Source organism: Virgibacillus sp. L01 (assembly GCF_052246775.1).
In the GTDB taxonomy this organism is placed as follows: Bacteria; Bacillota; Bacilli; order Bacillales; family Amphibacillaceae; genus Lentibacillus.
Genome location: NZ_JBQQCP010000009.1, coordinates 1 through 22,395, shown reverse-complemented (window position 1 = coordinate 22,395; position 22,395 = coordinate 1). Strand labels below are relative to the sequence as shown.

Below are 22,395 nucleotides of genomic sequence, written 5' to 3'. Positions count from 1 at the left end.
AGTGCAGCCATGGCTTGGCGATACCCCAAGCTCTATTCTAAAACACTTTAGTTGTCCAGTCTTCACAGTTCCAAACGTCAGTAACGATGTCCTGGTAAAATTCTGGTTCGTGTGAGATCAGTAGCACACTGCCTTTATAATCTTTCAATGCGCGTTTTAGCTCTGCTTTTGCGTCAACATCCAAGTGATTTGTGGGTTCGTCAAGTATTAGCAGGTTGGTTTCTTTATTGATTAACTTACATAGACGAACTTTTGCCTTTTCGCCTCCGCTTAAAACGCGGACTTTACTTTCAATATGCTTTTTGGTAAGTCCACATCTTGCTAGAGAACTGCGCACCTCATGCTGTGTGAAATGAGGAAATTCATCCCACATTTCATCGATACATGTTTTATCAGTTGTTTCTTTTAGTTCTTGTTCAAAATAGCCAATATGAAGATGGTCACCCAATTGTACGGATCCGGAAACAGGTGTGATTTCACCTAAAATACTTCGTAAAAGGGTTGTTTTCCCGATTCCATTTGCTCCTGATAATGCTAACTTCTGACCACGTTCCATTGCTAAGTCAAGTGGTCTTGAGAGGGGTTCATCATAACCAATAACAAGTTCATTCGTTTCGAACAAGTATCTTCCAGCAGTCCGTGCTTCTTTAAAATGGAACTTCGGTTTTGGTTTTTCAGAATCCAACTCAATAACATCCATCTTATCGAGTTTCTTTTGCCGTGATGTTGCCAATTTACTTGTTGCCGCATTCGCCTTGTTTTTCGCTACGAAGGTTTTTAAACTGGAAATTTCCTTTTGCTGCTTATTATAAGCAGATTCGAGCTGCTGTTTTTTCATTTCATATACGCGAAGAAATTCATTATAATCTCCTGGATAACGTGTAAGCTGCTGGTTTTCCATGTGATAGATCAAGTTAACAACGCTATTTAAGAATGGTATGTCATGTGAAATCAGAATAAAAGCATGATCATATTCCAGTAAATATTTTCTTAGCCATTCGATATGCTCAACATCGAGAAAGTTTGTCGGCTCATCAAGCAACAAAATATCTGGTTTCTCTAAGAGCAGTTTTGCAAGCAAGACCTTTGTCCGCTGGCCGCCACTCAATTCATCAACACCGCGTTCTAAACCAATTTCGTCTAACCCAAGACCATTGGCGACTTCTTCAACTTTGGCATCAATGATGTAGAAATCGTTGCTGGTTAGAGAATCCTGAAGTCGGCCGGTTTCCTCAAGCAATTCTTCTAGTTCATCAGGTCCAACTTCGCCCATTTTGGCAAAAAGCTCGTTCATCTCTGCTTCCATATCAAATAGATATTGAAAAGCCGTCCGAAGTACATCACGCATTGTCATCCCTTTACTTAAATCTGCGTTCTGGTCTAAATAGCCTAGTCGAGCATGCTTTGACCAGGTGATTGTCCCTGCGTCAGGCTCTAATTTACCTGTAATTATATTCATAAAGGAAGACTTACCTTCACCATTGGCACCAATGAGTCCAATATGCTCTCCTTTTAACAAACGAAATGAAACATCTTCAAATATAGCACGGTCTCCGAAACCGTGAGTCAAATCTTTAACTGTTAACAAGCTCATGTAAAACACCTTTTCCTTCTTTAAGTTCCGATTATCCATTATAAAGGTCTTTGGCTAAAAGTGATAGGGATATAGCTGATTTCCTGAAATAAATGTTCAAAAATTAAGCCCCACATTTATTTATCAATATTTCCTAACGTTTGAATAGGCTATAAGTAAAATGTTGGGGGTGTGTCGTATGATTCAAATAGCAGGGAATCCTTTTTTGCAAAGCGATGTATGGCATATAGGTAATGATGAAAAAATGATTATTCATATAATGAATGAATCCTCGGAAGTTTATTCGTATGAATCCGCAGATGAACTGGCATTTGAACTGAAATTACGAAAGAATATCATGCTTGGTGCAAGGGCAATGAATCAAAGCAAGGCTCGATTCGCAGTATTTGAAGACTCCCGCTGCAATCCTCAGTACTGGCATTTGACACCTGTAGGGGGATTTCAGCTTAGGCAAGGAGTTGAACCGTCCGAAGCAATTAGAGACATCTACAGGAATAGTTCTCTATATGCATTTGAATGTGCAGGGGCAATGCTCATCATTTACTATCATGCAGTCTTAAATGTAATCGGCGAATTATCATTTAATAAACTATTTCCAGACATGTATATATATAGCTGGCATGCTGATACAGACCTTGGGTTAACCAATCACTATTCCGAAAAATTCATACCTGGCGATGTAGTCTATTTTATCAATCCCGAATTTGATCCAAGAGCCTCCTATTCAAGAGGAGAAAATACAGTTGTTCTCGGAAATGGGCTTTACTTTGGGCATGGGCCAGGAATCCTTACAGAAAGAAAAATGATTCGGAAATTGAACAGTCGAAGAAAACCAAGGGCTAAACAATCGGCCTATTTAACAGATTTAATCATAAGGCCTTCTTTCAAAGATTTGGCAAAATACTCGGTTCAGTCACGATATCACGCAGTTCGAAAGCCTCAACAATCGGTTATTATGCAGCACAATGAAAGTTCCATTCCATTTGACCGTTACAGGTATATGTTGGGCGGATTCTAACTAATAAAGCAGAGCTTCAACAGCTCTGCTTCATTAATTTACTACGGTATTTTTATATTGTGATTTATACCTGTACATTCTTTCATCGGCAATTTTCAAGTAATGCTCAATGTTCAGGTTCTCAGGTTGCTCAACTAATGGTAGGTTTATGGTTCCATATGAAAGTGACACCTTGGAATTGAATTTACTTAGTTCATCATTTAATCTCGCTCCAATTTCCTCAGCATTTTCCTCATTACAATCAGGGAGGATTATAACGAATTCATCCCCGCCAAAACGAAAGACACTATCAAAGTTAGATCTGACCTTCGTAACGCTTTGAGCAAAGTGCTCTAATAACCTATCACCTTCATTATGTCCATATTCATCATTCATTTCTTTAAGGTTGTTTAAGTCGATCAGCATTAATGTAATCGGGTGGCAGGTTCGATAAGCTTTTGTCAACTCTTCTACGATACATTTGTAAAAATATCTGCGGTTATAAAGGCCTGTCAGCGGGTCCGTAATACTTTGCTTTTTAAGGATATCATTTTGTTTATGTATATAGCCTTCATAGAAGGAATTCTGTCTAGTGTTTGTTAATTCAAAGAACCTTTCAATAATCATCGATGAGCCTTGGTTTATTTTGAATTCATTTAGTGCGTTAAGCATGTGACGAATACAACACATTCTAGTGCTATGTGTCAGTTTTAAAATTAAATCGACAGTAAAATAATTAGTTTCTGCAAATGCTATTCCTAACTCGTATGCTTCAGCATCAGACATCTTAATGAAGCCTTGATACTCATCATCTGGTAGAAAGAATGCCTCACAATGTCTGGTGAATGTATCAGTTAATTCATTCAGATAGTTTGGAAAGTTATGAAAATACAAATTAAATTCATCAATCGATTTCATTTCATCATGGTGTTCCTTGAGTATTGCTGGTATTACCTCTATTAAAAGAGGATAGTATTCATCTCTTAACGAACTATAATTCATGAATTATTCACCATCATTTCTCGAGAAGTTTATAATTAAATTATACTATATTAAATAGCTTTATTTTGCAAAAGATATTGACTTTTATTTTTTATACCACTAGAATTCATTAAGAATTTGTATCATTCGGATTGGAGTGTCAGGCTAATGTATCAACTATATAAATTTACCGTTCTATTTGTATTTTCAATTGTATTAGGATTCTCTTTTAATATGTTCCTTCTTCCTCATGAAGTACTATCAGGCGGAGTTACAGGTCTTGCAATGATCTTTGGGCTGCTCTCTCCAATAAACTCTGGTATTTGGCTTATCATTTTGAACATTCCGGTATTCGTTATCGGCTGGATGAGATTAGGAAAGCATTTTATTCTGAACAGTGTATTTTCTGTTTTTATCACCTCAGTTTCGATGCAGTATATCCCTGTCGTAAAGGTAACGGATGACGCATTACTCTCTGCAGTCTTTGGTGGTGTCATTGTAGGTGTAGGTATTGGGTTCATTGTAAGATTTTATGGATCAACAGGAGGGGCTGACATCATTGGACTAGTTGTCACCCAAAAACACGATATTCCTTTGGGTGGGCTGATTTTCGGTTTAAATAGTATCGTTGTATTTATCTCCGGGTTCTTCTTTTCTTGGGATCTGGCATTATATACAATGGCCTCCATTTACATTACCGGAATTGTTATCGACCGCATCCATACCCGCCATATAAAGTTAAATCTGATGGTGGTAACAAGTCGGGGGGACGAGCTAAAAGATGAGCTTATTGCAAATTTGATTCGAGGTATTACCATTATGAATGGGTATGGTGCCTATTCAAACAATGAAAATAAAGTACTCTATACAGTTATTACCCGTTATGAACTGGCATTAGTAAAGTCCCTTATTAAAAAAATTGACCCAAAAGCGTTTGTTAGTATCAGTGAAACAGCTGAAGTGTTAGGGAACTTCAGGAAATCCTAACGTGAAAAACGGCAAACGTATTTGTGAAATGACTATCAAATTAGTGTTGGTAGTCATTTTTTTATTGAATGGGGAATTCTGAATATTTTGTGTTAAAATGTACGCAGGGATTGTGAAAAAGTAAACGTGAAGTAGTTGAGCTCCATCGACATGAATCCTAGTTCCGCTAAATGGAGGAAAAGCGGCTCAAATAGGGATGAAGTGGATCCTCGTTCCGTTAATTGTACAAATTCAATGGAACATAGGGCTCATAAAGGCAAATAGCGGAACGAGGATCCGTCAACAAGCCCAAAACGAGGAATTTATATGAAATAACGGAACGAGGATCCGTCCATATTTTGGCTAAAGGAAACTGGGAGTTTGAACTGTGGGAGCTCTCTTCGTGTTCGGTAGGTGCCATGTTCAGTTGATTTCTGGGCATCTTTAAAAAAAGCGGCTAATAGATTGTATCTATTTAAGGGGATGCGAAACATGAGTTTTGAAAATTGTTTAATGAAAATGCCTGACTTTGAAACTGAAAGATTGCATTTGCGAAAGTTGTCCCACGATGATGTGGATGATGTTTTTGAATTTTGTTCGAACCCCAATGTGGCCGGCCCAATGACATGGGAAACCAACAAGACGAAAGAAATCACCTCTCAATTTCTAGAAGAAGTTATAAATGGATATGCCGATGGAGTGTCAGGTGAATGGGCAATTATTTGGAAAGAATCAGGGAAAGTAATTGGAGTAGCAGCTATTATAGATTGGAGTAATGAACATAAAAATCTGGAAATTGGTTATTTTCTCTCGGAGGATTACTGGGGAACAGGTACTGTTACAGAAGCATTGGAAAAAATTATCCAATATGGTTTTAATGAATTATTGGCTATTCGTATTGAAGGTAGATGTGATACTGATAATATTGGTTCCCAAAAAGTGATGAAGAAATTGGGTATGAGATATGAAGGAACCCTGCGAAAAAATGAATTTATAAAGGGAGCGTTTCGGGATACTCAAATTTATTCAATACTATCAGGTGAATAAAGGGAGTGGAGTTTAGGATTGAGTTCGTATGAAGGCTCCCTTTTTCTTAATTAACCAATCCCAATAAAAATACAGCGAATTAATTGTTGATTTTTTTAAATAAACTGCCACCAGTAACCTTGAAGTCGTGCTTTATCGTAAGGACAAGCATTATTATACTGAAAATTGATGATAAAATGGTACTTGCTATATGTAAGTAGATTATAACATCTAACTTGCTTTTCATATAAACACTCCTCGAATTAATTTGAATTAGTTTATGCAGATTGTATATGATTAATTCAGTAGCATCGTAAAAATAAGAAACTTTTTTTGCTCATGACCGTAATTAGGATGTAAACGTTATAAAATGTGCATAAAGGATTCGTATCTTTCAGAAAAGTACATTTACAAAGGAGAATTATATGAAGGATTGGTGGAATAGAAAGAAAGGGAAAACTCGAAAGCACAAGAAGAGTAAAGAAGATTATTCGTTTCGGGATATTGTTGTTGATGTGCTATTTTGGATCCCTGAATTGTTTATATTGCCATTCAGAATAATTTTCTGGCTGCTGAGAGGCTTAGGTAGAATGATAGGTGATTTTCTGGATTTCGTATAAATACTGATAAGGTACTCCCCTAAAATAACAAATGAAACAGGTGTAATTATGCAAAAATCCACTTTGCTGGAAGCATGTTTATTTTTACCTACATATTTAAACAAAGAGAAACTCAGAAACGAACTTAAAGGAAGGACTGTCCTGATTACTGGTGCGAGCTCTGGTATTGGCGAAGCGTTAGCCTATTACCTGGCAGATCAACAGAGTCATTTGATTTTAGTGGCTAGGAGAGAGGAAAAGCTTTTGGCTATGAAACGTGAAATCGAAAACAAAGCTGCTAGCGTAAGTATTTATCATGCAGACCTTCGAAATGAGGAAGAGATGGATAGTCTACTAACATTTTTACACCAACTGCCAGATGGGTTGGATATACTTGTCAGTAATGCTGGACTATCTATCAGACGTTCGATACATGATTCGCTGGATCGTTATCATGATTTCACCCGGACAATGGCGATCAATTATTTTGCGCCGGTGAGGCTGTTGCTATCACTCACTCCTCTTCTTGAAAAAAATCATGGACAAGTCATTAATATATCAACAGTAAACGCATTGCTAGCACCTGTACCATACTTTGCTGCGTATCAAGCATCCAAGTCAGCTTTTGATGTGTGGCTTCGATCGGCAGCTCCTGAGTTGAAAAAAACAGGGATATCAACATCAACTTTATATCTCCCATTAGTAAGAACCCCAATGATTCGCCCAACAGCTTCTTATCGTAATGTTCCTGCTATGTCACCCGAACAAATCGCCAGGATTATCAGCAAGCTCATGTATACTAAAAGGAAAAAATATCAGCCCTGGTGGTTAACTTTTGGGCGGTTAGCATCGATCTTTCTCAGAAGTCTGCCAGGTTTATCAGGTAAAAGAAAAAGAGGGGAGTAACTTGAGGATAATTAAACTTGTTTATGTATTACATAAAATTAAATTACTATCACCTCTGGGGTTGTACAGGTTGATTGTTGCCACATTCAATTGCGGAATAAATTTGATGACGCTTCTCCATTTTGCTGAAAAGAAGTATGCTGACAAAATTGCGATAGTTGATGACAATCAGGCGATAAGTTATAAACAACTTCTGGCACAATCAACAAGGCTTGCTTTGGCTTTGAAGGAAAATGTAGATCTTGAAAGTGGACAGAAGGTAGCTTTATTGTGTAAAAACCATGCATCGATGGTGAAGTCTCTTTTTGCTGTTTCCAGGTTAGGAGCAGATGTATACTTACTAAATGCTGAAATAAGTATGAACCAATATAATGAACTAATTGACCGCCATGATTTTGATGTTCTAATTTATGATGTTGAATTAAGTCCCCTTGTCGAACAATCCCATTTTTCAAATCAAAAGATTTTAAGCTATCATGATCACATTCCTGCCATTAATAATCTCCTTCATTCAAATGGTCATGAAAAACAAGAGCTACCCAGAACATCCACGAGTAAAATCGTGTTGCAAACAAGTGGCACTACTGGAGTTTCCAAGGATGCAGCACATAAGCCATCTTTATTTAATTATTTAAATCCATTTGTAGCTTTTATCAATAGGTTAAAACTTTTAGACCATAATACTGCTTATATTGGGACACCTATCTACCATGGTTATGGGTTGGCAGTTTTGCTTTTATTCATTCCTTTAGGGAAGAAAGCAGTTATAAGCAGTGGATTTAATGCTAAAAAAGCCTGCAAACTGATTCGTGAACATCAAGTTGAAGTAGTCACTGTTGTTCCGTTAATGCTGCAGCGAATGCTAAAAACGAATGCAGAAGATTTAGAGAGCCTCACCTGTATTGCATCAGGTGGTGCAAAGCTCAGTACAAAGCTTGTAGATGAGACATCTAATCAGGTGGGGAATGTCTTATACAACCTATACGGGACGTCGGAATCAGGTTTGAATTTCATCGCAACACCACAGGATTTAAACTATTCAGCATCTACCATTGGCAAAAAAATAAATGGCATGCGACTAAAGGTCCTAGATGAACGTATGAATGAAGTTGAAACTGGTAAAGTTGGACAATTTTGTGTAAGGAATGACTGGTCGATGAGTAATCGGAACAGCTCCTGGATTGAAACAGGTGATTTAGGATACAGAGATGGTAATGGGTACTATTTTTTGTGTGGCAGAAAGGACGACATGGTCATATCAGGGGGAGAAAATGTTTATCCAATAGAAGTTGAACAGATACTAATCAAGCATTCCGCAGTTGAAGATGTGGCTGTTATTGGAATAAGTGACGAAAAATTTGGCCAACGATTAACAGCATTTGTAAAGCCGGCGGAAAATGCTAGTGTAACAGAAAAGGAACTTCTTGAATGGTTAAGTTCTAAGGTTGCGAGATACCAGGTGCCAAAAGAGATAACATTCGTTAGACAAATGCCATATACATCGATTGGCAAACTTGATAAAAAGCAGCTTGATAATAAAGTCTAATCGTTCCATTAACTAAATGGAACGGTTATTTTTTTGTGGTTAAGAAACCGACATGGTTGCCAAGAGTGCAGGCCGTCATCATACAGGCATTGGAGACACCAGTGGACTTCTTTTGTTAAAAATCCCCTTTTTTTACCATGAAAAATATGAAATAAGGGCTTCTGTGTCCGGATAATTCTGAATAAGTAACTTTTTTATCGAAATAGCGTCCCCTGTGTCCGCTCAAAAAAAGGCTTAGAAAGAATTTATTTCGATAGCTCTAGTTTTCTAAAAAATTCTATTATGTATAAATAGTCTGAAAATGGGTGATGCTAGTGACGAAATTCAAATGAAGTTGAGGTGTTTTTTTTGAAAAAAACGATATATCTTAGTTTACTAGGAATAATCTTTCTGGGAGGACTTGTATTTGCACTAAATACAGTTCAGGAAAACAATGAATCACAGAATCAGGAGAATCAAAACCCTTTCCAACAAGAGGCAGTTGAAGTATCAGAAGGGACAGTTGAAGTCGTAACATCGGATAATGGAAGTATCAATGCGAATAACCTGTTTATTCCGTGGACAATCAGCAAGAATGGCAATAATTTTTTCTTAAGTCAAAGGGATGGAGCCGTTGTTCAAATCGATGGAAGTCTCGGGTTAGTAGAAATTCAGGATGTTGAGGTGTCAAAAGATATTCTTCATGAGGGACAAGGCGGATTTCTTGGTTTTACTTTAGCGCCAGATTTTGATACATCTAAAACGGCATTTGCTTACCATACTTATCAGGAAGATGGCGAAACCCTTAATAGAATTATCTCGATGTCACTGAAAAATAACATCTGGACGGAAAAGGATATTCTCCTTGAGGGCATACCAGGTGGCGAAATAAATACCGGAGGCAGAATTAAAATCGGTCCGGATGATATGCTATATGCTACAACAGGTGATACCGGTCAGGCCGAAAAGGCTCAAGAGCTTGATAATTTGGCGGGTAAGATTATACGAATGGAATTAAATGGTGATGTGCCAGAAGACAACCCTTTTGACAATTCCTATATTTACTCGTTTGGTCATCGAAATCCACAGGGGTTAGCTTGGGACAATGAAGGAAACCTTTATAGTTCGGAGCATGGTGATTCCGGCCATGATGAAATCAACCTTATTAAGGCAGGGCAAAACTATGGTTGGCCTGTAATCGAGGGTGACGAAGAAGCCACTGAAATGATTGAGCCTGTTCATCATTCTGGTGATGACACTTGGGCACCTTCTGGAATGGCTTTTAATGAGGGACAATTATTTGTAGCCTCATTAGCGGGTTCCAAAATTTTCACTTATGATATAGCAAGCGGTGAAGTTGATGAATTTTTTAGTGATGCAGGAAGGTTAAGAGATATTATGATTGAGGATGAAGCATTGTTTACGATTACCAACAATCATGATGAGCGTGGTGAGCCAAGTAAAAAGGATGATCGGTTAATTCAAGTTCCGATAACAGAAAAAGCATCCACAGATTAACATAAACATAAAAAGGTAGTCGTTCTGGTAAATGGACGACTACCTTTTTGGTTGTTTTTAACCTTCTTCTTCAGAAAGGCTCTTGATATATTCTGTTACAGCTTTAATTTCTTCCTCAGTTAACGCACCTTCAAATCCAGGCATGTTACCGCCACCGTTTTTAATCTGATTTATGATTTGTTCTGTATCCATATTGATGTCTTGTAAATTCGGTCCATTATGGCCGCCTGCACCTTCTGCACCATGGCAGGATAAGCAATTGTTTTCATACACTTTTAATCCTTCATCTACGGAAACTTCATTTTTGTCTTCTTCTTTACCTTGATTGAAGTCCATTTCTTCTTTTGCTGGTGATACCGTAATGGCATCCTCAGGAATATCTTCCAAGGATCCATATTTTCCATTTAAAGAGAAGGTATAAATCTTATCTCCATGCTGTGTTCCGGCAAGTGAATTTCCGGCTGAGAATATGGAGATATATTGCTTCCCATCAACTTTATATGTGATTGGCGGGGCATTTGCACCTGCATCCGTTTTGAATTCCCACACTTTTTCCCCAGTAGTTGCATCATAAGCGATAACTCTTCCATCATTATGTCCAGTGAAGATGAGGTTCCCGGCAGTTGTTAAAATTCCGCTATATGCAATCGTATCCCAGTCATTCTGCCATACAATTTTATTGGTTTTAATATCGATTGCAGTTACCGTGCCACGACTAGGTGACTTTTCTACAGGCTGCCATATACTTCCCAGCCATTCTTTACCCACTTCAAATTTATTCTCCTCATCTTCTGCATAATGTGCATATGAAAAATAATTGTCATTACCCAGCACATAAAACAGTTCTGTGTTTGGATTGTATGCAGAAGGTGGCCAATTTGCTCCTCCTTGAGGTGAAGGCTTCACGGTTACTGGTTCATCCCAAAATGGTGTAAAAATATTCCCGAACTTTCCATCAAATTCCTTTGGTAAGTCCCGTTCTATATCTTCCTTCGTAATTTTTTGCGGTACAAAGGAATCCCCAATTGGGAATGGCTGAGTAGGCGAAGTTTTTTGTTTTTTATTTTGTGGTACAGCTTTTTCCTCGATGCCAACGAGCGGCTCTCCGTTTGTTCTATCCAATAGATATACCCATCCAGTCTTTCCAGCTTGAGCTATCCCCTTTTTCGTTTCACCATTCATTTTTACATCATATAAGACAACCGGATTAGCTGGGTCGTAATCCCAAATATCGTGATGTACTTCCTGGAAATGCCATTCATATTCGCCTGTATCTGCATTTAATGCCATTACAGAGTCTGTATAGAGGTTATCACCTTTACGATTACTCCCATCCAAATCGGGTGCAGTATTCCCAGTTGCAAAATAAATGAGTCCTAATTCCGGATCAACTGCTGGTGTTTGCCAGACTGGTGCTCCGCCTGTTAACCAGTTTTCACTATCTTCCGGCCATGTTTCCGATCCCTTTGCCCCTGGCTCTGGAAGGGTGTAGGTCCTCCATACTTGTCTGCCTATGTCTGCATCATATGCCGCTACGTAACCCCTTATTCCGTATTCACCACCTGCAATACCTGTATAAACCTTTCCATCATAAAAGAGTGGAGCACTTGTGATGGTATATCCCTTTTCCCATTCATCAACTACTGTTTCCCATAATACTTCACCGGTTTTCTGGTCCAAGGCAACTAATCTTGCGTCTAACAAACCAACAAACACCTTTCCATCTCCTAGTGCAACGCCTCGACTTACCCATCCGCAACAAAGCGTATCCAAGCCTTCCGGGAGTTTGGGCTTATACTCCCATATGAACTCTCCAGTTGTTGCATCGATTGCTGCAACATGATTTTCACCAGTCACATTAAACATCACGCCATCATACACAAGTGGAGTGGCTTCCCCAGAGTATTTGAATTTGAGGCCAGTCCCCATGCTCGTAATCCATTCTGCTTTTAAGTCACTGACATTGGAAGTATCAATTGTTTTTAATGGGGAGTACCGGCCATTATATATATTTCCCCCGTTTGTTAACCAATTACCAGAAGGTGGCTTTATCAGTTCTTCAGGAGAAAAATCGGGCGTAACTTCCCCTGGATATTCCGTATGTTGTACGGAGAAGTGTTCTTTACCAGTAGGATTTTTTTGCTTTTCGACGTTTGGTTCGTTTTGTTTGTCTTTCTGTAAATCATGTTCAGGATCCGCCGTGTCACTGTCAGAATTTTCGAATTGAAATGAAAAAATACTAACACCTATTAACAGTAAGATTCCAATTGTTACTAACCATACATTCTTATTGCGCATGTAAAACACCTTTCTTTCACGATAGTTATGGTCTAATTATTTTGTAATTTGCCCGTAAACTTGGGAAATAGTCTTTTGGAAAGAAAATAGTGTAGTGGGAAATATAGGTAAGATTGGCAGAAAATTAAAAAGCATGAAAACGAATGTTTCCATGCCTTAAGTTTGATATTTTTTAACATATCTACATTTCATTCATTTTTACTTCAAAAGTTTTCTCTGTTCCATCTTTAAAGGTTACTTGTAATTCGGCTTTTAAGAAATTGTCAGGTATGCTAAACGCTTCAATAGATATTGCAACAGCCTCTTCATCTGTCATGTCCTGACCCAGTTTCAAGTCTTTTACAATTGGAAACATGGCATCAAAAGCAGCAGGCCCGCGTTCATTCACACTGTTAAATGGATCATAAAACTCGGACTCCACTAAATTATCATCTTTCTCAATTTCACCTTCAAATTCTTTATCATCATATATGACGTCAAAGTCAATTGAAGTATAGTCAAGCTCTTCCATTCTTTTAACCATGTCATTCATCGTACTCATTGCTTCTTGGCTTTCAACATCTTCATTGGGTTGGTTAGTGTTTTCCTGTGAGTTTTCATCTTCATTGCCACAAGCAGTCAGTACCATAGCTGAAATAAGCAAAAATAATACTAGTTTCTTCATATATAACACCTCCATATTTTTTTCATTATAGTCGGCATTATGCCCAAAGCCTTAACTATATATTCGTTTTTCATAGAGAAGCGATATTTTCACAGAGTTATGTTTAAGGGAATTGAGCCGGGTAATTGGGTTGGTTATGAATAACTTCATTATTCATAACTACTATCGATTCTTAAGGTGAAAAAGTGGCATCAGTCTGGTATGTTATCAAGATTTAATATGTCCGACCGGGTTTCAGAAACTACTATAAAATGTCATTTTGTAGTAGCATTGTAAAATATGACAAATTGCCGGGAGCTATGGGGGATCTACTATGGAAATAATTAATCAATGGACAAAAGAAACTAGCGAATTAATAAAAAAGAAAGTAATAGAACACAACATGGAGCAGCTGCCAGACCATCTTAAAACGCCTAATGAGAACATTGGTTTTACACTGAAAGATGATAATGGAAATTTAAAGGGTGGCATTACCGGAAATATGTTTTGGAATCATATAATAATTAATTTCCTGTGGGTTGATGAAGGTTATAGGAAAGAGGGATATGGAAGTATTTTGCTGAATAAATTAGAGATGTATGCGAAAGAGAATGATTGCAGATTGATATACCTCGATACATTTAGCTTTCAGGCTCCTGCGTTTTATCAGAAAAACGGGTATGAAATTTTTGGTGTCATTGAAGATCATCCAAGAGGTTTTGATCAATATTTCTTACAAAAGAGATTAATGTAATTTGATCAAATTTCTTAGCATGAAGAATGCCATTCAAACTACTCTAAAAAATAAAATACTTAATGTGGTTTATGTTAAAATAATTTTAATAAATTTGGCCATTTACTTTCAGGACTAAATAGCCTTTAATTCTAGGAGGGAAAAAATGAAAAATATATTTATACTCATATTGCTGGGTTTAAGTATTATTGTGGCTGGCTGTGCTTCCAGCGATGCTAAAAATAGTGTGGAAAACTATTACACTGCTTTAGTTAATGAAGAATACGATAAGGCTTTTAATCAGTTACTTATTTTTGATGAGCATTACGATCAGGAGACAACGTTAAGTGAATCAGAAGCCAAGGAGAGATTCTCGGAAAAAATCAGTTATTTAGAAGAAAAAGGATATCAACTAAATGATTTTGAGATTCAGGATGTCCGAACCGACGATGGAGGCCCTCCACTGGTGGAAAGCGTTTTAACAATTGAGATTAAAGGTGATGAAAAAAAGGTGAAAGAACTTATTCAAGTTACGGAGAACGGTCTTTTTGTAGATTTATCTGAAGAGGATAAATATGCTCATTACCGTGATGGTAAGATGAATATTAGTAAAGACTAAAAACAGTCGAAGTATATTAAACATTACGGGAGAGATACGCAGTGATAGTCAGAGAAATTAAACCTTCAGATGCAGAAAAGCTTTCACATCTTATGGAGCAAGTTGAGGGAAATTCAGAATATATGCTGTGGGAGGCTGGTGAGAGAAATAGTCAGCCAGTACAACAGCGAAAGATGATAGAAAGTATTGAAAAAGAGGGAAACTCTACTATACTTGTTGCGGAAACAGGCCACGAAATAGTTGGCTTTTTAATGGCTTTTGGCGGCAAGGCGAGAAGGAATAAACATTCCGCTTATATTGTTATTGGAATACTAAAGGAATACAGGGGACAGGGAGTAGGTTCAAAGCTATTTGAAGAGTTGGATCGATGGGCACACCGTAACAATGTTCATCGCTTGGAACTTACAGTAGTAACAAAAAACGAATCAGGTTTGTCACTGTATCGAAAAATGGGCTTTACAACGGAAGGGACAAAAAAACACTCTTTATTTATCGATGGTAATTTTGTTGACGAATACTACATGTCAAAGCTTTTATAATCTTAAATAGTAGTGTTGTTAAGGCTGAAGATAAACCAGTCGCAAGGAGAATAAGTGAATAAATAATTCTTAAAAGTGCATTTAACTTATAGAGTAATGCACTTTTTCAATTGGGATATGTGTTTACAATATTTTTACAACCAAACTTCCATAGTGTCGTCTAAATAGTTAAAGGATATTATCTGAGGAAGGGAAGTACCTATGGGGAATCAGTATGAACAAAGCAAAGATGAATTACTGGAGTTTTTAATGAATGAATATGGTCAAAGTATAACTCGACTAGCATTTACTTATATCAAGGAGAAACAATTAGCTGAAGATATTGCCCAAGAAGCTTTCATTAAGTGTTATCAAAAGTTGGATGAGTTCAGACATGAATCTTCTTATAAGACCTGGATTTATAGTATTACTGTCAATCTTTGTAAAGATAAGCTGAGAAACTGGTCTTTTCGAAATCTGATATTTTCTGATTTCTTATCTACTAGAACTAAAACTACAGAAACACCAGAGTCCAGGCTATTAGATTTCGAAAATAATAGAATAATTTCAGAGCAAATAGTTTCCTTACCAATTAAATACAGGGAAGTAATCATATTATATTATTATGAAGAATTTACATATAATGAAATCTCCAATTTGCTAAATCTGAAGCTGTCTACGATTAAATCTAGACTGCATAGGGCCCGCCTTTTATTAAAGCGAAGGCTAGAAGGGAGTACAGCTAATGGAAGACATGTTCAATAATTTAAATGAAAAGATGAATAGAACAATTCTAAAAGATATAGAATTTGGTGAGAAAAGTAAGGAAGCAGTAAGGAAATCCGTTAGGACTTCAAATAGGAAGAAATCTAACTTACAATTCAGACTAAAATATATCTTGAGTGTATCTGTAAGTTGTGTACTTCTTTTGGGTTTAGGATTGTTTAGCTTCAGTAAACTAGGCGGTTTTAGTGACGATCAATCTATTCCCGAAAACACAATACAATCTCCTTTTAATTCGAATAAGAATTTGGATACCAAGGAAGGGAGCATGTATACTCCTCCGAATAAAGAAGAGTATTTTGATGATATGAACAAGGGAGAAGTATTATCCAAAATGTTAAATACACCTATGCACTTTAAGACTGCAGCGGGTGAGTTTGAAGTACAAAATATATACAACGATGGAACAGGGTCGACTGTAAATGTTAAGTATAAGTTAAGTATGGAAAATAAAGTGGGTGGCTATGTTTCATTTAAGAATCATTCACTGGATGGTGAGCTTGTACAAAATGAAAAGGCAGTTCACAATGATAATCAAGTATGGAATATTGACCTTATGAGAAAAAGTTACCGAGAAAGTGAATTCGATCCTAAAGAACTTCAAAAAAAAGTGTCAGTAGAAGAGGCATTATCAATTGACTCTAATAAAGTTTATGACAAACTTTTAAATCTTTATGATTGGGAAGCACCGCCAACCGGGACAGCAGGAATATCACTTTTTCCATTTCATAAGGCAGTACAATATTTAGGAGATCATGAACAATGGGATATTGAAAAACAAAATGCACCAATGCTTGGGCATAATACCATTGTTTTGTCTGGTGAAGTTAAAGAAAAAGTTGCAAGAATGAAGAACGTTGAAACATTCCGGTTTTGGGTTGATAAAGATACTGGTATTTTAGTTAAATATGAGGAGTATGATTCAAATGGAAATCTTACATCTTATTTACATCCGGAAAAATTAGAAATAAACGTTTCAGTTAATTCTAAAGAATTCATTCCAAACTTAACTGGTCTGACTAAGAAGGAAATCCCAGATCCTCATTATGAAGATTCGAGAGAAAAAGAAATTGAGGTAATCGAGCATGCTGACTATTATAAGGAAGATGTAGATCAAGTGCTCCAAACTCTCCGGGAGGATATTAATTTTCTCTATGAATTTACGGGTCCGGATTTTGAATTATACTCTGCAAGTTATGAAAGGTATAAGTCTTTTAACCAAGCTTATCTGACCTATAGTTATAAGAAGGGTGAAAATGTGGAAGGTTCAGGAACCAGATTATTGTATGTACGTGCCTACCATAATGATTCTGTTACTCGTTCCTCAGGAGCATTTGATACTAATAAAGGAAAGAGAACCGAAAAATTTACAACGAACGATATTGACTGGACAGTGTATGAACTTGACCGGCCTCAAAGTGCTCATTTTGTTGGAACTTCAAATGAATATACCTATGAAGTAGTAACGCAAGAAATTACTGCCAAGGAAGCTATGTCCCTCGTAAAGTTCTTTAAACCTAGTAAGGAAGATTGATAACCTTAAGTGTGGCAAGGTTATAGGGGATTCCGTTTCACGACCATCAATTTGTACGCTAATTTGATGGTCGTTTTTTATTGGTAACATAGCTAGTGTAAGTTCACATTTTGACCTCCAAATTCGTATGTAAATCAGCATTTCCTTTACCTTGCAAAATATTATGAATATTTATGTTAAAATATATACAGACTTTGTGAAGAATCACACTTAAACTCCGCAGTTTAGGTGAAAAAGATATTGTAGATGTATAAGAAAGGTGGTGCTAAATGAAATTCGATATTAGAAAAGTAATACTATTTATTGGGATAACATTTAGTTTAACTTTGACTTTGCATATTATAATTACTTTTACAATTAATCCAAATAAATACTTAGGGTATGCCATGGCAATACCTTTCCTTACTGTTGTTATAATACAAAAAGTAATTTACAAGAAAAAAATAATTCCAACACTCGGTTTATCAATCGGACAATTCAAGTGGTATATCATTGCAATAATTATCCCTATATTTATATCATTTAACTTTAACTGGACAATCGAACAGTTTTCTAAAATGCTACTGATAGGTTTAACTATCTCAACACTATCATCATTATTAGAAGAAGTCTCATGGCGTGGTTTTTTATGGAACGAATTGATTCCTTTAAGCAGACTTAAGGCTTACATTGTTACAGCTCTTATTTGGTCAACTTGGCACATTCCAGTAGCTATTTTATATAAGTATTCGGACGATATAATTATTAACACAATATTATATTGTGGACAATTGTTTCTTCTTTCCTTTGTTATTAATTGGCTTCGAGAAAAATCCAATAGTGTAATCCCAGCAAGTTTATTCCATGGTATGCTTAATGTGTTTTATTTTTAAGTTAAAAATTAGAAATACTTATCTTAAATGTTTAGAGGTACCTTTCATTCCTTCAACTAATATAAATCAAGTTCCCAAATAATAAGAGTCGAATTTACCTAACTTCATAAATCTTGTAAAGAATTACACTTAAACAAAACGAACGGGTGCTTATCTTGAATAAGGAAGTGCACTTCTTGTTCCACTAAAGCCGCAGTATTGTTTAATAAGAATTTTGAGTTAGAAAAAAATAGAAATAGACTGAAAAGGGAGTTTCACTAATGAGTAACAAGCATATTGAAAGAATTAAACAGGTTTATCCAAACCTTTTCATAGAAGACTTTTACCCTAATGAAATTGGACAAAATAACGATGTGTTAATAATAAACAACTCTTTAGTATTTAGATTTCCGAAATACCAAAAAGGAATATTACAATTAAAAAGAGAGACGGAAATTTTGGAACAAATCAAAAATATTGTTTCAATTCCAATTCCAGAACCAATATATCGCTCTTTTGAAGAATTAGTGCCAGGAAAAGTCTTTACTGGTTACAGTCTAATAGAAGGGTTCCTTTATGGTTAGATAGTTTAGAAAAGATTAAGAGTGATGAATTGATAAAAAGGCTGGCATTACAACTCGTCGATTTTCTTATAGAAATTCACTCTATTTCAGAAGAAAAAGCAAAGGGTGTTTTGAAACTAGAAGATAACAATCCACGAGAAGAAATGTCTGAACTATTTGATAAAATACAAAATAAATTGTTTCCTTATATCAGAAAAGAAAGTCAAAAGGAAATAACTCAATCCTTTAAAACGTTTCTAAACGGAAGAGCGTTAGATTTGAAAACTACACTTATACACGGGGATTTTGGAGCATCAAATATCTTATGGAATACGGAAACAAGTAGGATTTCAGGGGTAATAGATTTTGGTGGTTCGAGTTTAGGAGACCCAGCATATGACTTTGCTGGAATATTGTCCAGTTATGGTGAGAATTTTTTTAATTTGTGTATTAACATGTATCCTGACGGAAATGCAATTTCTGAACGTGTGAAGTTTTACAAAAGTACATTCGCATTACAAGAAGCACTTCACGGGATTGAGAATAAAGATAATACCGCTTTTGAAAACGGAATTAAAGGCTATAAATAGGTGTTTATTCCACTAACGGGTGCGATTGTTTAATATTGCACTAACTTGCAGAATAGTAAAAGAAGCGTCATTGTTTAAAAAAAATAAGGTAATAAACAAATTACAGATTGAGGTGTTACCTTGTCTAATCGTTTTCACTATGTTTGTTGAAGGAGTATAGTTTAAAAAATTGCGTGCACAATATATAACATGAAAATGCTACTTATAATAAAAAAAGGTGAGCGGTCATGTTAAAAAATACTCAACGTATAATAAACATAATAATGGTTTTACTTCCGTGGGTTTCATTACCATTGTTAGGAGTACAAAATTTTAAAAGGTATTTTCCAGCTTCTCTTCTCGTACTTTTAATGGGGGCTATAGATGTACAAATTGGGAAAAAACGAAGATGGTGGTCATTTTATAATAAGCCTCGTTCCTATTTCTTTAATGAATTTCCTTTTCATATAGGTCCTTTTATGGTGAGTTCAATGTGGATATTAAAATGGGGATATGGAAATGTGGCGAGATTTGTACTTCTTAATGTTCTAGTGAATGCTATTTTTGCAGGTCCGCTTACAACACTATGTAAGAATGTTAAGCTGTTTAGAACAGTTTGGTTAACTAGAATTCAATTTTTCTTCTATTTCTTCTACAAGGCATTTTTCCTATACTTATTTCAGTATCTTATTGAAACTAAAAATAGCTATGTGAAAAATAGGTAGATTACTTAAAGGGGAGCCTTACATCGGACTGACAATAATATTATTTTTACTTCTCATTTCTTATTCAACTAAATGGTGCAATAGTGTAACAAGGGATCGTCGATTATGGCGATCCTATTCTTATTTGAAGAATCATTGGAATTTTATGTTGGAATAAGTACGTGAATTAATGTACTTAAAGTAACGCAGCAGGATAGTTGAAGAAGGATAAACGACTGTTTTTATAGAAATAGTATCTGTATATGAACAAATAGGGAGTGGTTTATAATGTGTGGGACTTGTAATTAATCATGAAGAAAGAGACTTAGAATTACCTAATTATCAAAAAAAACTTATGAAATCAATCGAAAATGATTTTCTAAACGATGATAATGTTTTAGCACTTTTTTATGGTGGTTCCATTGGAAATGAGAATACGGATTTGTATTCAGATATTGACCTTAGAGTAGTTGTAAAACCTGAAAAAATTGAGGAATACATTTCAAACAAAAAAAAGCGTCCTCAAAGATGGGGAAATGTTCTCTATTTTGAGGACATGAACCCTTTTTCGATTTATACTGTTGTTTATTATGAGTGTTTCATTAAAGTAGATACATTTTATTATAAGCCTGATGATATTCGTCCCTCAGTTTGGCTGCAAAATATAAAAATTATTAAAGATAAGGATGAAATTATAGCTGGAATTCTAAAAAGGTCAATGACTCTAACCTATGAACCATCGTTTGTTGAATTTGAGTTGTGGAGAACGAAGTCTTTTGCGCATTTACATGAAGCATATAGAAGAGTTATGAGAAATGAGTATTATTATGCTTTGAATTGTATCGATAACTTACGGTTATCGATGGCAACAGCATGGTATATGAATGCAGGAGTTCAACCAAATGCTTTTGGTGACTGGGCTAAATATGAAGGAAACAGAAGCAAGTTGGAGAACTGGCAGAAAACTCTCCTTGAAAGCTGGGAATGCGGAAGAAATAAAAACGAAATTACAAATGTCATGAAAAGTATAGTTCATGAGTTTAGAAAAGTTCATAGTTCTCTTTGTGATAAATTAGATATTGAAGAAAATCCAATATGGGTAGAGAAAATTATTGGTAAGGTTATATGATTATTACCAACACACCTTGTTCAACTATAGCAGCAGTAATATTGAAGAAGAAAAATGCCGTTTTAGTTAAATTTTTTTATATGCAGTTTCTATAAAAAAGGAATTCGCGAACAAATATTGAACTAATTTAAGTACAGGATAAATCTAAACAGGGAAGGGAGATTAGATGAAAAAAACCTTAAATAAATTATAAACTTTTATTATTAGATTAGGTTTATATCATCCTCGAGCCCCTCCGTTGTAATTTTTCATTCAAAAACTAACTATTTTAGGAGGGAAATAAATGAGGAATGAACAAGAAATGATGGACCTAATAATAAATTTCGCAAAGGCAGATGAGCGTATTCGAGCAGTTTATATGAATGGTTCAAGAACAAACCCTAATGTACCCAAAGATATTTTTCAGGATTATGATATTGTTTATGTTGTGACAGAAACAGCGTCTTTTATAGAAGATAAGACATGGATTAACGAGTTTGGAAGTTTAATAATGATGCAAGAACCTGACAAAAATGATTTTGGTAGGGAAATTGATTTCGATTTCACCAAGTCTTATGGGTTTTTATTGCTTTTTACAGATGGAAATCGTATAGACCTTCGTATTCAAACAAAGGAAGTCATGTATGAGCAGTATGGAAAAGATAAGCTTGCTCTTCCCTTAATGGACAAAGATAATCTTTTGCGAGCAATACCTTGCCCTACCGATATTGATTACCATGTGAAAAAGCCATCCAAAGGTGAATACGATAGTTATGCAAACAATTTCTGGTGGTGTTTGCAAAACGTTGCAAAAGCCATTTGGCGTGATGAACTCCCATATGCAAAACTTATGTTTGAATATACGACGAGAGATTCCTTGGATAAAATGGTTACTTGGTGGATTGGGATACAACAAGACTTTCAAGTTTCCCTTGGAAATTTGGGGAAGTATTTTAAGGAATACCTTCCAGAATCATATTGGAAGATGTACAAAGAAACGTATTCTAATTCTGATTATACAAATATGTGGGAATCAATATTTATTACTTGTGACTTGTTTAGAATCTTATCTCAAGATGTCGCTGTACATTTTAAATTCACATATCCAATTGATGATAATAAAAACATGACTAAATACCTTAAAGATGTTAGAAATTTACCTTCTTATGCAACGAGAATATATTAAGTGAATGATATTGCACCCTGCCAAAAAGGTAGGGTGCTTGTTCAATTAAACCAGCTAATAGTTGTCAACATTTTTCACTAAAAAACCTAAGTTTTTCATGCTATACTTAAAATAAACATGCCAAATAAGCTTCCGTTATATTTTGATTGGAAGGTTTTGTATTAATTGGATTAA

General features: G+C 35.7%; 23 protein-coding genes. 18 read left to right on the top strand and 5 right to left on the bottom strand.

Features of this window, described 5'->3' with window-relative positions:
- Positions 1–37: 37 nt before the first annotated feature.
- Entirely contained in the window at positions 38–1,594 is a 1,557-nt protein-coding gene (locus tag ACTWQM_RS15635) for an ABC-F family ATP-binding cassette domain-containing protein (protein WP_443259102.1), read from the bottom strand.
- A gap of 178 nt (positions 1,595–1,772) precedes the next feature.
- Between ACTWQM_RS15635 and ACTWQM_RS15630 the strand changes: the two genes are divergently transcribed.
- Positions 1,773–2,612 (top strand): protein-glutamine gamma-glutamyltransferase, encoded by an 840-nt coding sequence (locus ACTWQM_RS15630; protein ID WP_443259101.1) that lies wholly within the window; start codon positions 1,773–1,775, stop codon positions 2,610–2,612.
- A gap of 33 nt (positions 2,613–2,645) precedes the next feature.
- Here the strand turns inward: ACTWQM_RS15630 and ACTWQM_RS15625 are convergent, their stop codons facing one another.
- Entirely contained in the window at positions 2,646–3,593 is a 948-nt protein-coding gene (locus tag ACTWQM_RS15625) for a GGDEF domain-containing protein (protein ID WP_443259100.1), read from the bottom strand.
- A 147-nt stretch (positions 3,594–3,740) separates the two neighbouring features.
- On the opposite strand from ACTWQM_RS15625, the gene ACTWQM_RS15620 reads away from it, so the two are divergent.
- Together ACTWQM_RS15620 and ACTWQM_RS15615 are read left to right on the top strand one after the other, a co-directional pair.
- The gene (locus tag ACTWQM_RS15620; RefSeq protein ID WP_443259098.1) at positions 3,741–4,559 is read left to right on the top strand and encodes a YitT family protein; all 819 of its coding nucleotides are present in this window, start codon (positions 3,741–3,743) and stop codon (positions 4,557–4,559) included.
- Between the two features lie 471 nt (positions 4,560–5,030).
- Positions 5,031–5,585: a GNAT family N-acetyltransferase gene (locus ACTWQM_RS15615; protein WP_443259097.1), complete on the top strand. Its 555-nt coding sequence runs from the start codon at positions 5,031–5,033 to the stop codon at positions 5,583–5,585.
- 79 nt (positions 5,586–5,664) lie between these two features.
- On the opposite strand, the gene ACTWQM_RS15610 is transcribed toward ACTWQM_RS15615, so the two are convergent.
- Positions 5,665–5,811 (bottom strand): hypothetical protein, encoded by a 147-nt coding sequence (locus ACTWQM_RS15610; RefSeq protein ID WP_443259096.1) that lies wholly within the window; start codon positions 5,809–5,811, stop codon positions 5,665–5,667.
- Between the two features lie 178 nt (positions 5,812–5,989).
- Between ACTWQM_RS15610 and ACTWQM_RS15605 the strand changes: the two genes are divergently transcribed.
- The 4 genes from ACTWQM_RS15605 (at position 5,990) to ACTWQM_RS15590 (ending at position 10,112) form a co-directional block, all read left to right on the top strand.
- Positions 5,990–6,184: a hypothetical protein gene (locus ACTWQM_RS15605; RefSeq protein WP_443259095.1), complete on the top strand. Its 195-nt coding sequence runs from the start codon at positions 5,990–5,992 to the stop codon at positions 6,182–6,184.
- 48 nt (positions 6,185–6,232) lie between these two features.
- Positions 6,233–7,069, top strand: coding sequence for an SDR family NAD(P)-dependent oxidoreductase (locus ACTWQM_RS15600; RefSeq protein ID WP_443259094.1), 837 nt, complete (start codon positions 6,233–6,235; stop codon positions 7,067–7,069).
- Position 7,070: 1 nt separating this feature from the next.
- Positions 7,071–8,615 carry an AMP-binding protein gene (locus ACTWQM_RS15595; protein ID WP_443259093.1) on the top strand — a complete coding sequence of 515 codons (1,545 nt, stop codon included), beginning with the start codon at positions 7,071–7,073 and terminating at the stop codon, positions 8,613–8,615.
- Between the two features lie 348 nt (positions 8,616–8,963).
- The gene (locus ACTWQM_RS15590) at positions 8,964–10,112 is read left to right on the top strand and encodes a PQQ-dependent sugar dehydrogenase (RefSeq protein ID WP_443259092.1); all 1,149 of its coding nucleotides are present in this window, start codon (positions 8,964–8,966) and stop codon (positions 10,110–10,112) included.
- Positions 10,113–10,169: 57 nt separating this feature from the next.
- On the opposite strand, the gene ACTWQM_RS15585 is transcribed toward ACTWQM_RS15590, so the two are convergent.
- Together ACTWQM_RS15585 and ACTWQM_RS15580 are read right to left on the bottom strand one after the other, a co-directional pair.
- Positions 10,170–12,410: an outer membrane protein assembly factor BamB family protein gene (locus ACTWQM_RS15585; RefSeq protein ID WP_443259091.1), complete on the bottom strand. Its 2,241-nt coding sequence runs from the start codon at positions 12,408–12,410 to the stop codon at positions 10,170–10,172.
- A gap of 181 nt (positions 12,411–12,591) precedes the next feature.
- Positions 12,592–13,074 (bottom strand): YusW family protein, encoded by a 483-nt coding sequence (locus ACTWQM_RS15580; protein ID WP_443259090.1) that lies wholly within the window; start codon positions 13,072–13,074, stop codon positions 12,592–12,594.
- Positions 13,075–13,387: 313 nt separating this feature from the next.
- Here ACTWQM_RS15580 and ACTWQM_RS15575 point away from each other — a divergent pair, with 313 nt between their 5' ends.
- From ACTWQM_RS15575 to ACTWQM_RS15525, 11 genes are all read left to right on the top strand, one after another.
- Positions 13,388–13,807: a GNAT family N-acetyltransferase gene (locus ACTWQM_RS15575; RefSeq protein WP_443259089.1), complete on the top strand. Its 420-nt coding sequence runs from the start codon at positions 13,388–13,390 to the stop codon at positions 13,805–13,807.
- 145 nt (positions 13,808–13,952) lie between these two features.
- A complete protein-coding gene (locus tag ACTWQM_RS15570; protein ID WP_443259088.1) occupies positions 13,953–14,405 on the top strand; it encodes a hypothetical protein in 453 nt (150 codons plus the stop codon).
- Between the two features lie 41 nt (positions 14,406–14,446).
- Positions 14,447–14,944 carry a GNAT family N-acetyltransferase gene (locus ACTWQM_RS15565; RefSeq protein WP_443259087.1) on the top strand — a complete coding sequence of 166 codons (498 nt, stop codon included), beginning with the start codon at positions 14,447–14,449 and terminating at the stop codon, positions 14,942–14,944.
- 201 nt (positions 14,945–15,145) lie between these two features.
- A complete protein-coding gene (locus tag ACTWQM_RS15560; protein WP_443259086.1) occupies positions 15,146–15,688 on the top strand; it encodes a sigma-70 family RNA polymerase sigma factor in 543 nt (180 codons plus the stop codon).
- A complete protein-coding gene (locus ACTWQM_RS15555) occupies positions 15,669–17,240 on the top strand; it encodes a hypothetical protein (RefSeq protein WP_443259085.1) in 1,572 nt (523 codons plus the stop codon). The genes ACTWQM_RS15560 and ACTWQM_RS15555 overlap by 20 nt, the downstream gene beginning before the upstream one ends.
- A gap of 269 nt (positions 17,241–17,509) precedes the next feature.
- Positions 17,510–18,112, top strand: coding sequence for a CPBP family intramembrane glutamic endopeptidase (locus ACTWQM_RS15550; protein WP_443259084.1), 603 nt, complete (start codon positions 17,510–17,512; stop codon positions 18,110–18,112).
- Between the two features lie 260 nt (positions 18,113–18,372).
- Positions 18,373–18,675 (top strand): hypothetical protein, encoded by a 303-nt coding sequence (locus ACTWQM_RS15545; RefSeq protein WP_443259083.1) that lies wholly within the window; start codon positions 18,373–18,375, stop codon positions 18,673–18,675.
- 29 nt (positions 18,676–18,704) lie between these two features.
- The gene (locus tag ACTWQM_RS15540; protein ID WP_443259082.1) at positions 18,705–19,244 is read left to right on the top strand and encodes an aminoglycoside phosphotransferase family protein; all 540 of its coding nucleotides are present in this window, start codon (positions 18,705–18,707) and stop codon (positions 19,242–19,244) included.
- Positions 19,245–19,471: 227 nt separating this feature from the next.
- Entirely contained in the window at positions 19,472–19,948 is a 477-nt protein-coding gene (locus tag ACTWQM_RS15535; RefSeq protein WP_443259081.1) for a hypothetical protein, read from the top strand.
- A 271-nt stretch (positions 19,949–20,219) separates the two neighbouring features.
- Entirely contained in the window at positions 20,220–21,056 is an 837-nt protein-coding gene (locus tag ACTWQM_RS15530) for a hypothetical protein (RefSeq protein WP_443259080.1), read from the top strand.
- 283 nt (positions 21,057–21,339) lie between these two features.
- Entirely contained in the window at positions 21,340–22,221 is an 882-nt protein-coding gene (locus tag ACTWQM_RS15525) for an aminoglycoside 6-adenylyltransferase (RefSeq protein ID WP_443259079.1), read from the top strand.
- Positions 22,222–22,395: the final 174 nt, after the last annotated feature.

Excerpts from the sequence above, each read along its gene's own strand:
- ACTWQM_RS15630 (WP_443259101.1), top strand. The coding sequence starts at position 1,773 with ATGATTCAAATAGCAGGGAATCCTTTTTTGCAAAGCGATGTATGGCAT.
- ACTWQM_RS15560 (WP_443259086.1), top strand. The coding sequence starts at position 15,146 with ATGGGGAATCAGTATGAACAAAGCAAAGATGAATTACTGGAGTTTTTA.
- ACTWQM_RS15575 (WP_443259089.1), top strand. The coding sequence starts at position 13,388 with ATGGAAATAATTAATCAATGGACAAAAGAAACTAGCGAATTAATAAAA.
- ACTWQM_RS15600 (WP_443259094.1), top strand. The coding sequence starts at position 6,233 with ATGCAAAAATCCACTTTGCTGGAAGCATGTTTATTTTTACCTACATAT.
- ACTWQM_RS15535 (WP_443259081.1), top strand. The coding sequence starts at position 19,472 with ATGTTAAAAAATACTCAACGTATAATAAACATAATAATGGTTTTACTT.
- ACTWQM_RS15610 (WP_443259096.1), bottom strand. The coding sequence starts at position 5,811 with ATGAAAAGCAAGTTAGATGTTATAATCTACTTACATATAGCAAGTACC.
- ACTWQM_RS15550 (WP_443259084.1), top strand. The coding sequence starts at position 17,510 with ATGAAATTCGATATTAGAAAAGTAATACTATTTATTGGGATAACATTT.
- ACTWQM_RS15545 (WP_443259083.1), top strand. The coding sequence starts at position 18,373 with ATGAGTAACAAGCATATTGAAAGAATTAAACAGGTTTATCCAAACCTT.
- ACTWQM_RS15635 (WP_443259102.1), bottom strand. The coding sequence starts at position 1,594 with ATGAGCTTGTTAACAGTTAAAGATTTGACTCACGGTTTCGGAGACCGT.
- ACTWQM_RS15525 (WP_443259079.1), top strand. The coding sequence starts at position 21,340 with ATGAGGAATGAACAAGAAATGATGGACCTAATAATAAATTTCGCAAAG.
- ACTWQM_RS15625 (WP_443259100.1), bottom strand. The coding sequence starts at position 3,593 with ATGAATTATAGTTCGTTAAGAGATGAATACTATCCTCTTTTAATAGAG.
- ACTWQM_RS15615 (WP_443259097.1), top strand. The coding sequence starts at position 5,031 with ATGAGTTTTGAAAATTGTTTAATGAAAATGCCTGACTTTGAAACTGAA.
- ACTWQM_RS15570 (WP_443259088.1), top strand. The coding sequence starts at position 13,953 with ATGAAAAATATATTTATACTCATATTGCTGGGTTTAAGTATTATTGTG.
- ACTWQM_RS15585 (WP_443259091.1), bottom strand. The coding sequence starts at position 12,410 with ATGCGCAATAAGAATGTATGGTTAGTAACAATTGGAATCTTACTGTTA.
- ACTWQM_RS15580 (WP_443259090.1), bottom strand. The coding sequence starts at position 13,074 with ATGAAGAAACTAGTATTATTTTTGCTTATTTCAGCTATGGTACTGACT.
- ACTWQM_RS15555 (WP_443259085.1), top strand. The coding sequence starts at position 15,669 with ATGGAAGACATGTTCAATAATTTAAATGAAAAGATGAATAGAACAATT.
- ACTWQM_RS15605 (WP_443259095.1), top strand. The coding sequence starts at position 5,990 with ATGAAGGATTGGTGGAATAGAAAGAAAGGGAAAACTCGAAAGCACAAG.
- ACTWQM_RS15620 (WP_443259098.1), top strand. The coding sequence starts at position 3,741 with ATGTATCAACTATATAAATTTACCGTTCTATTTGTATTTTCAATTGTA.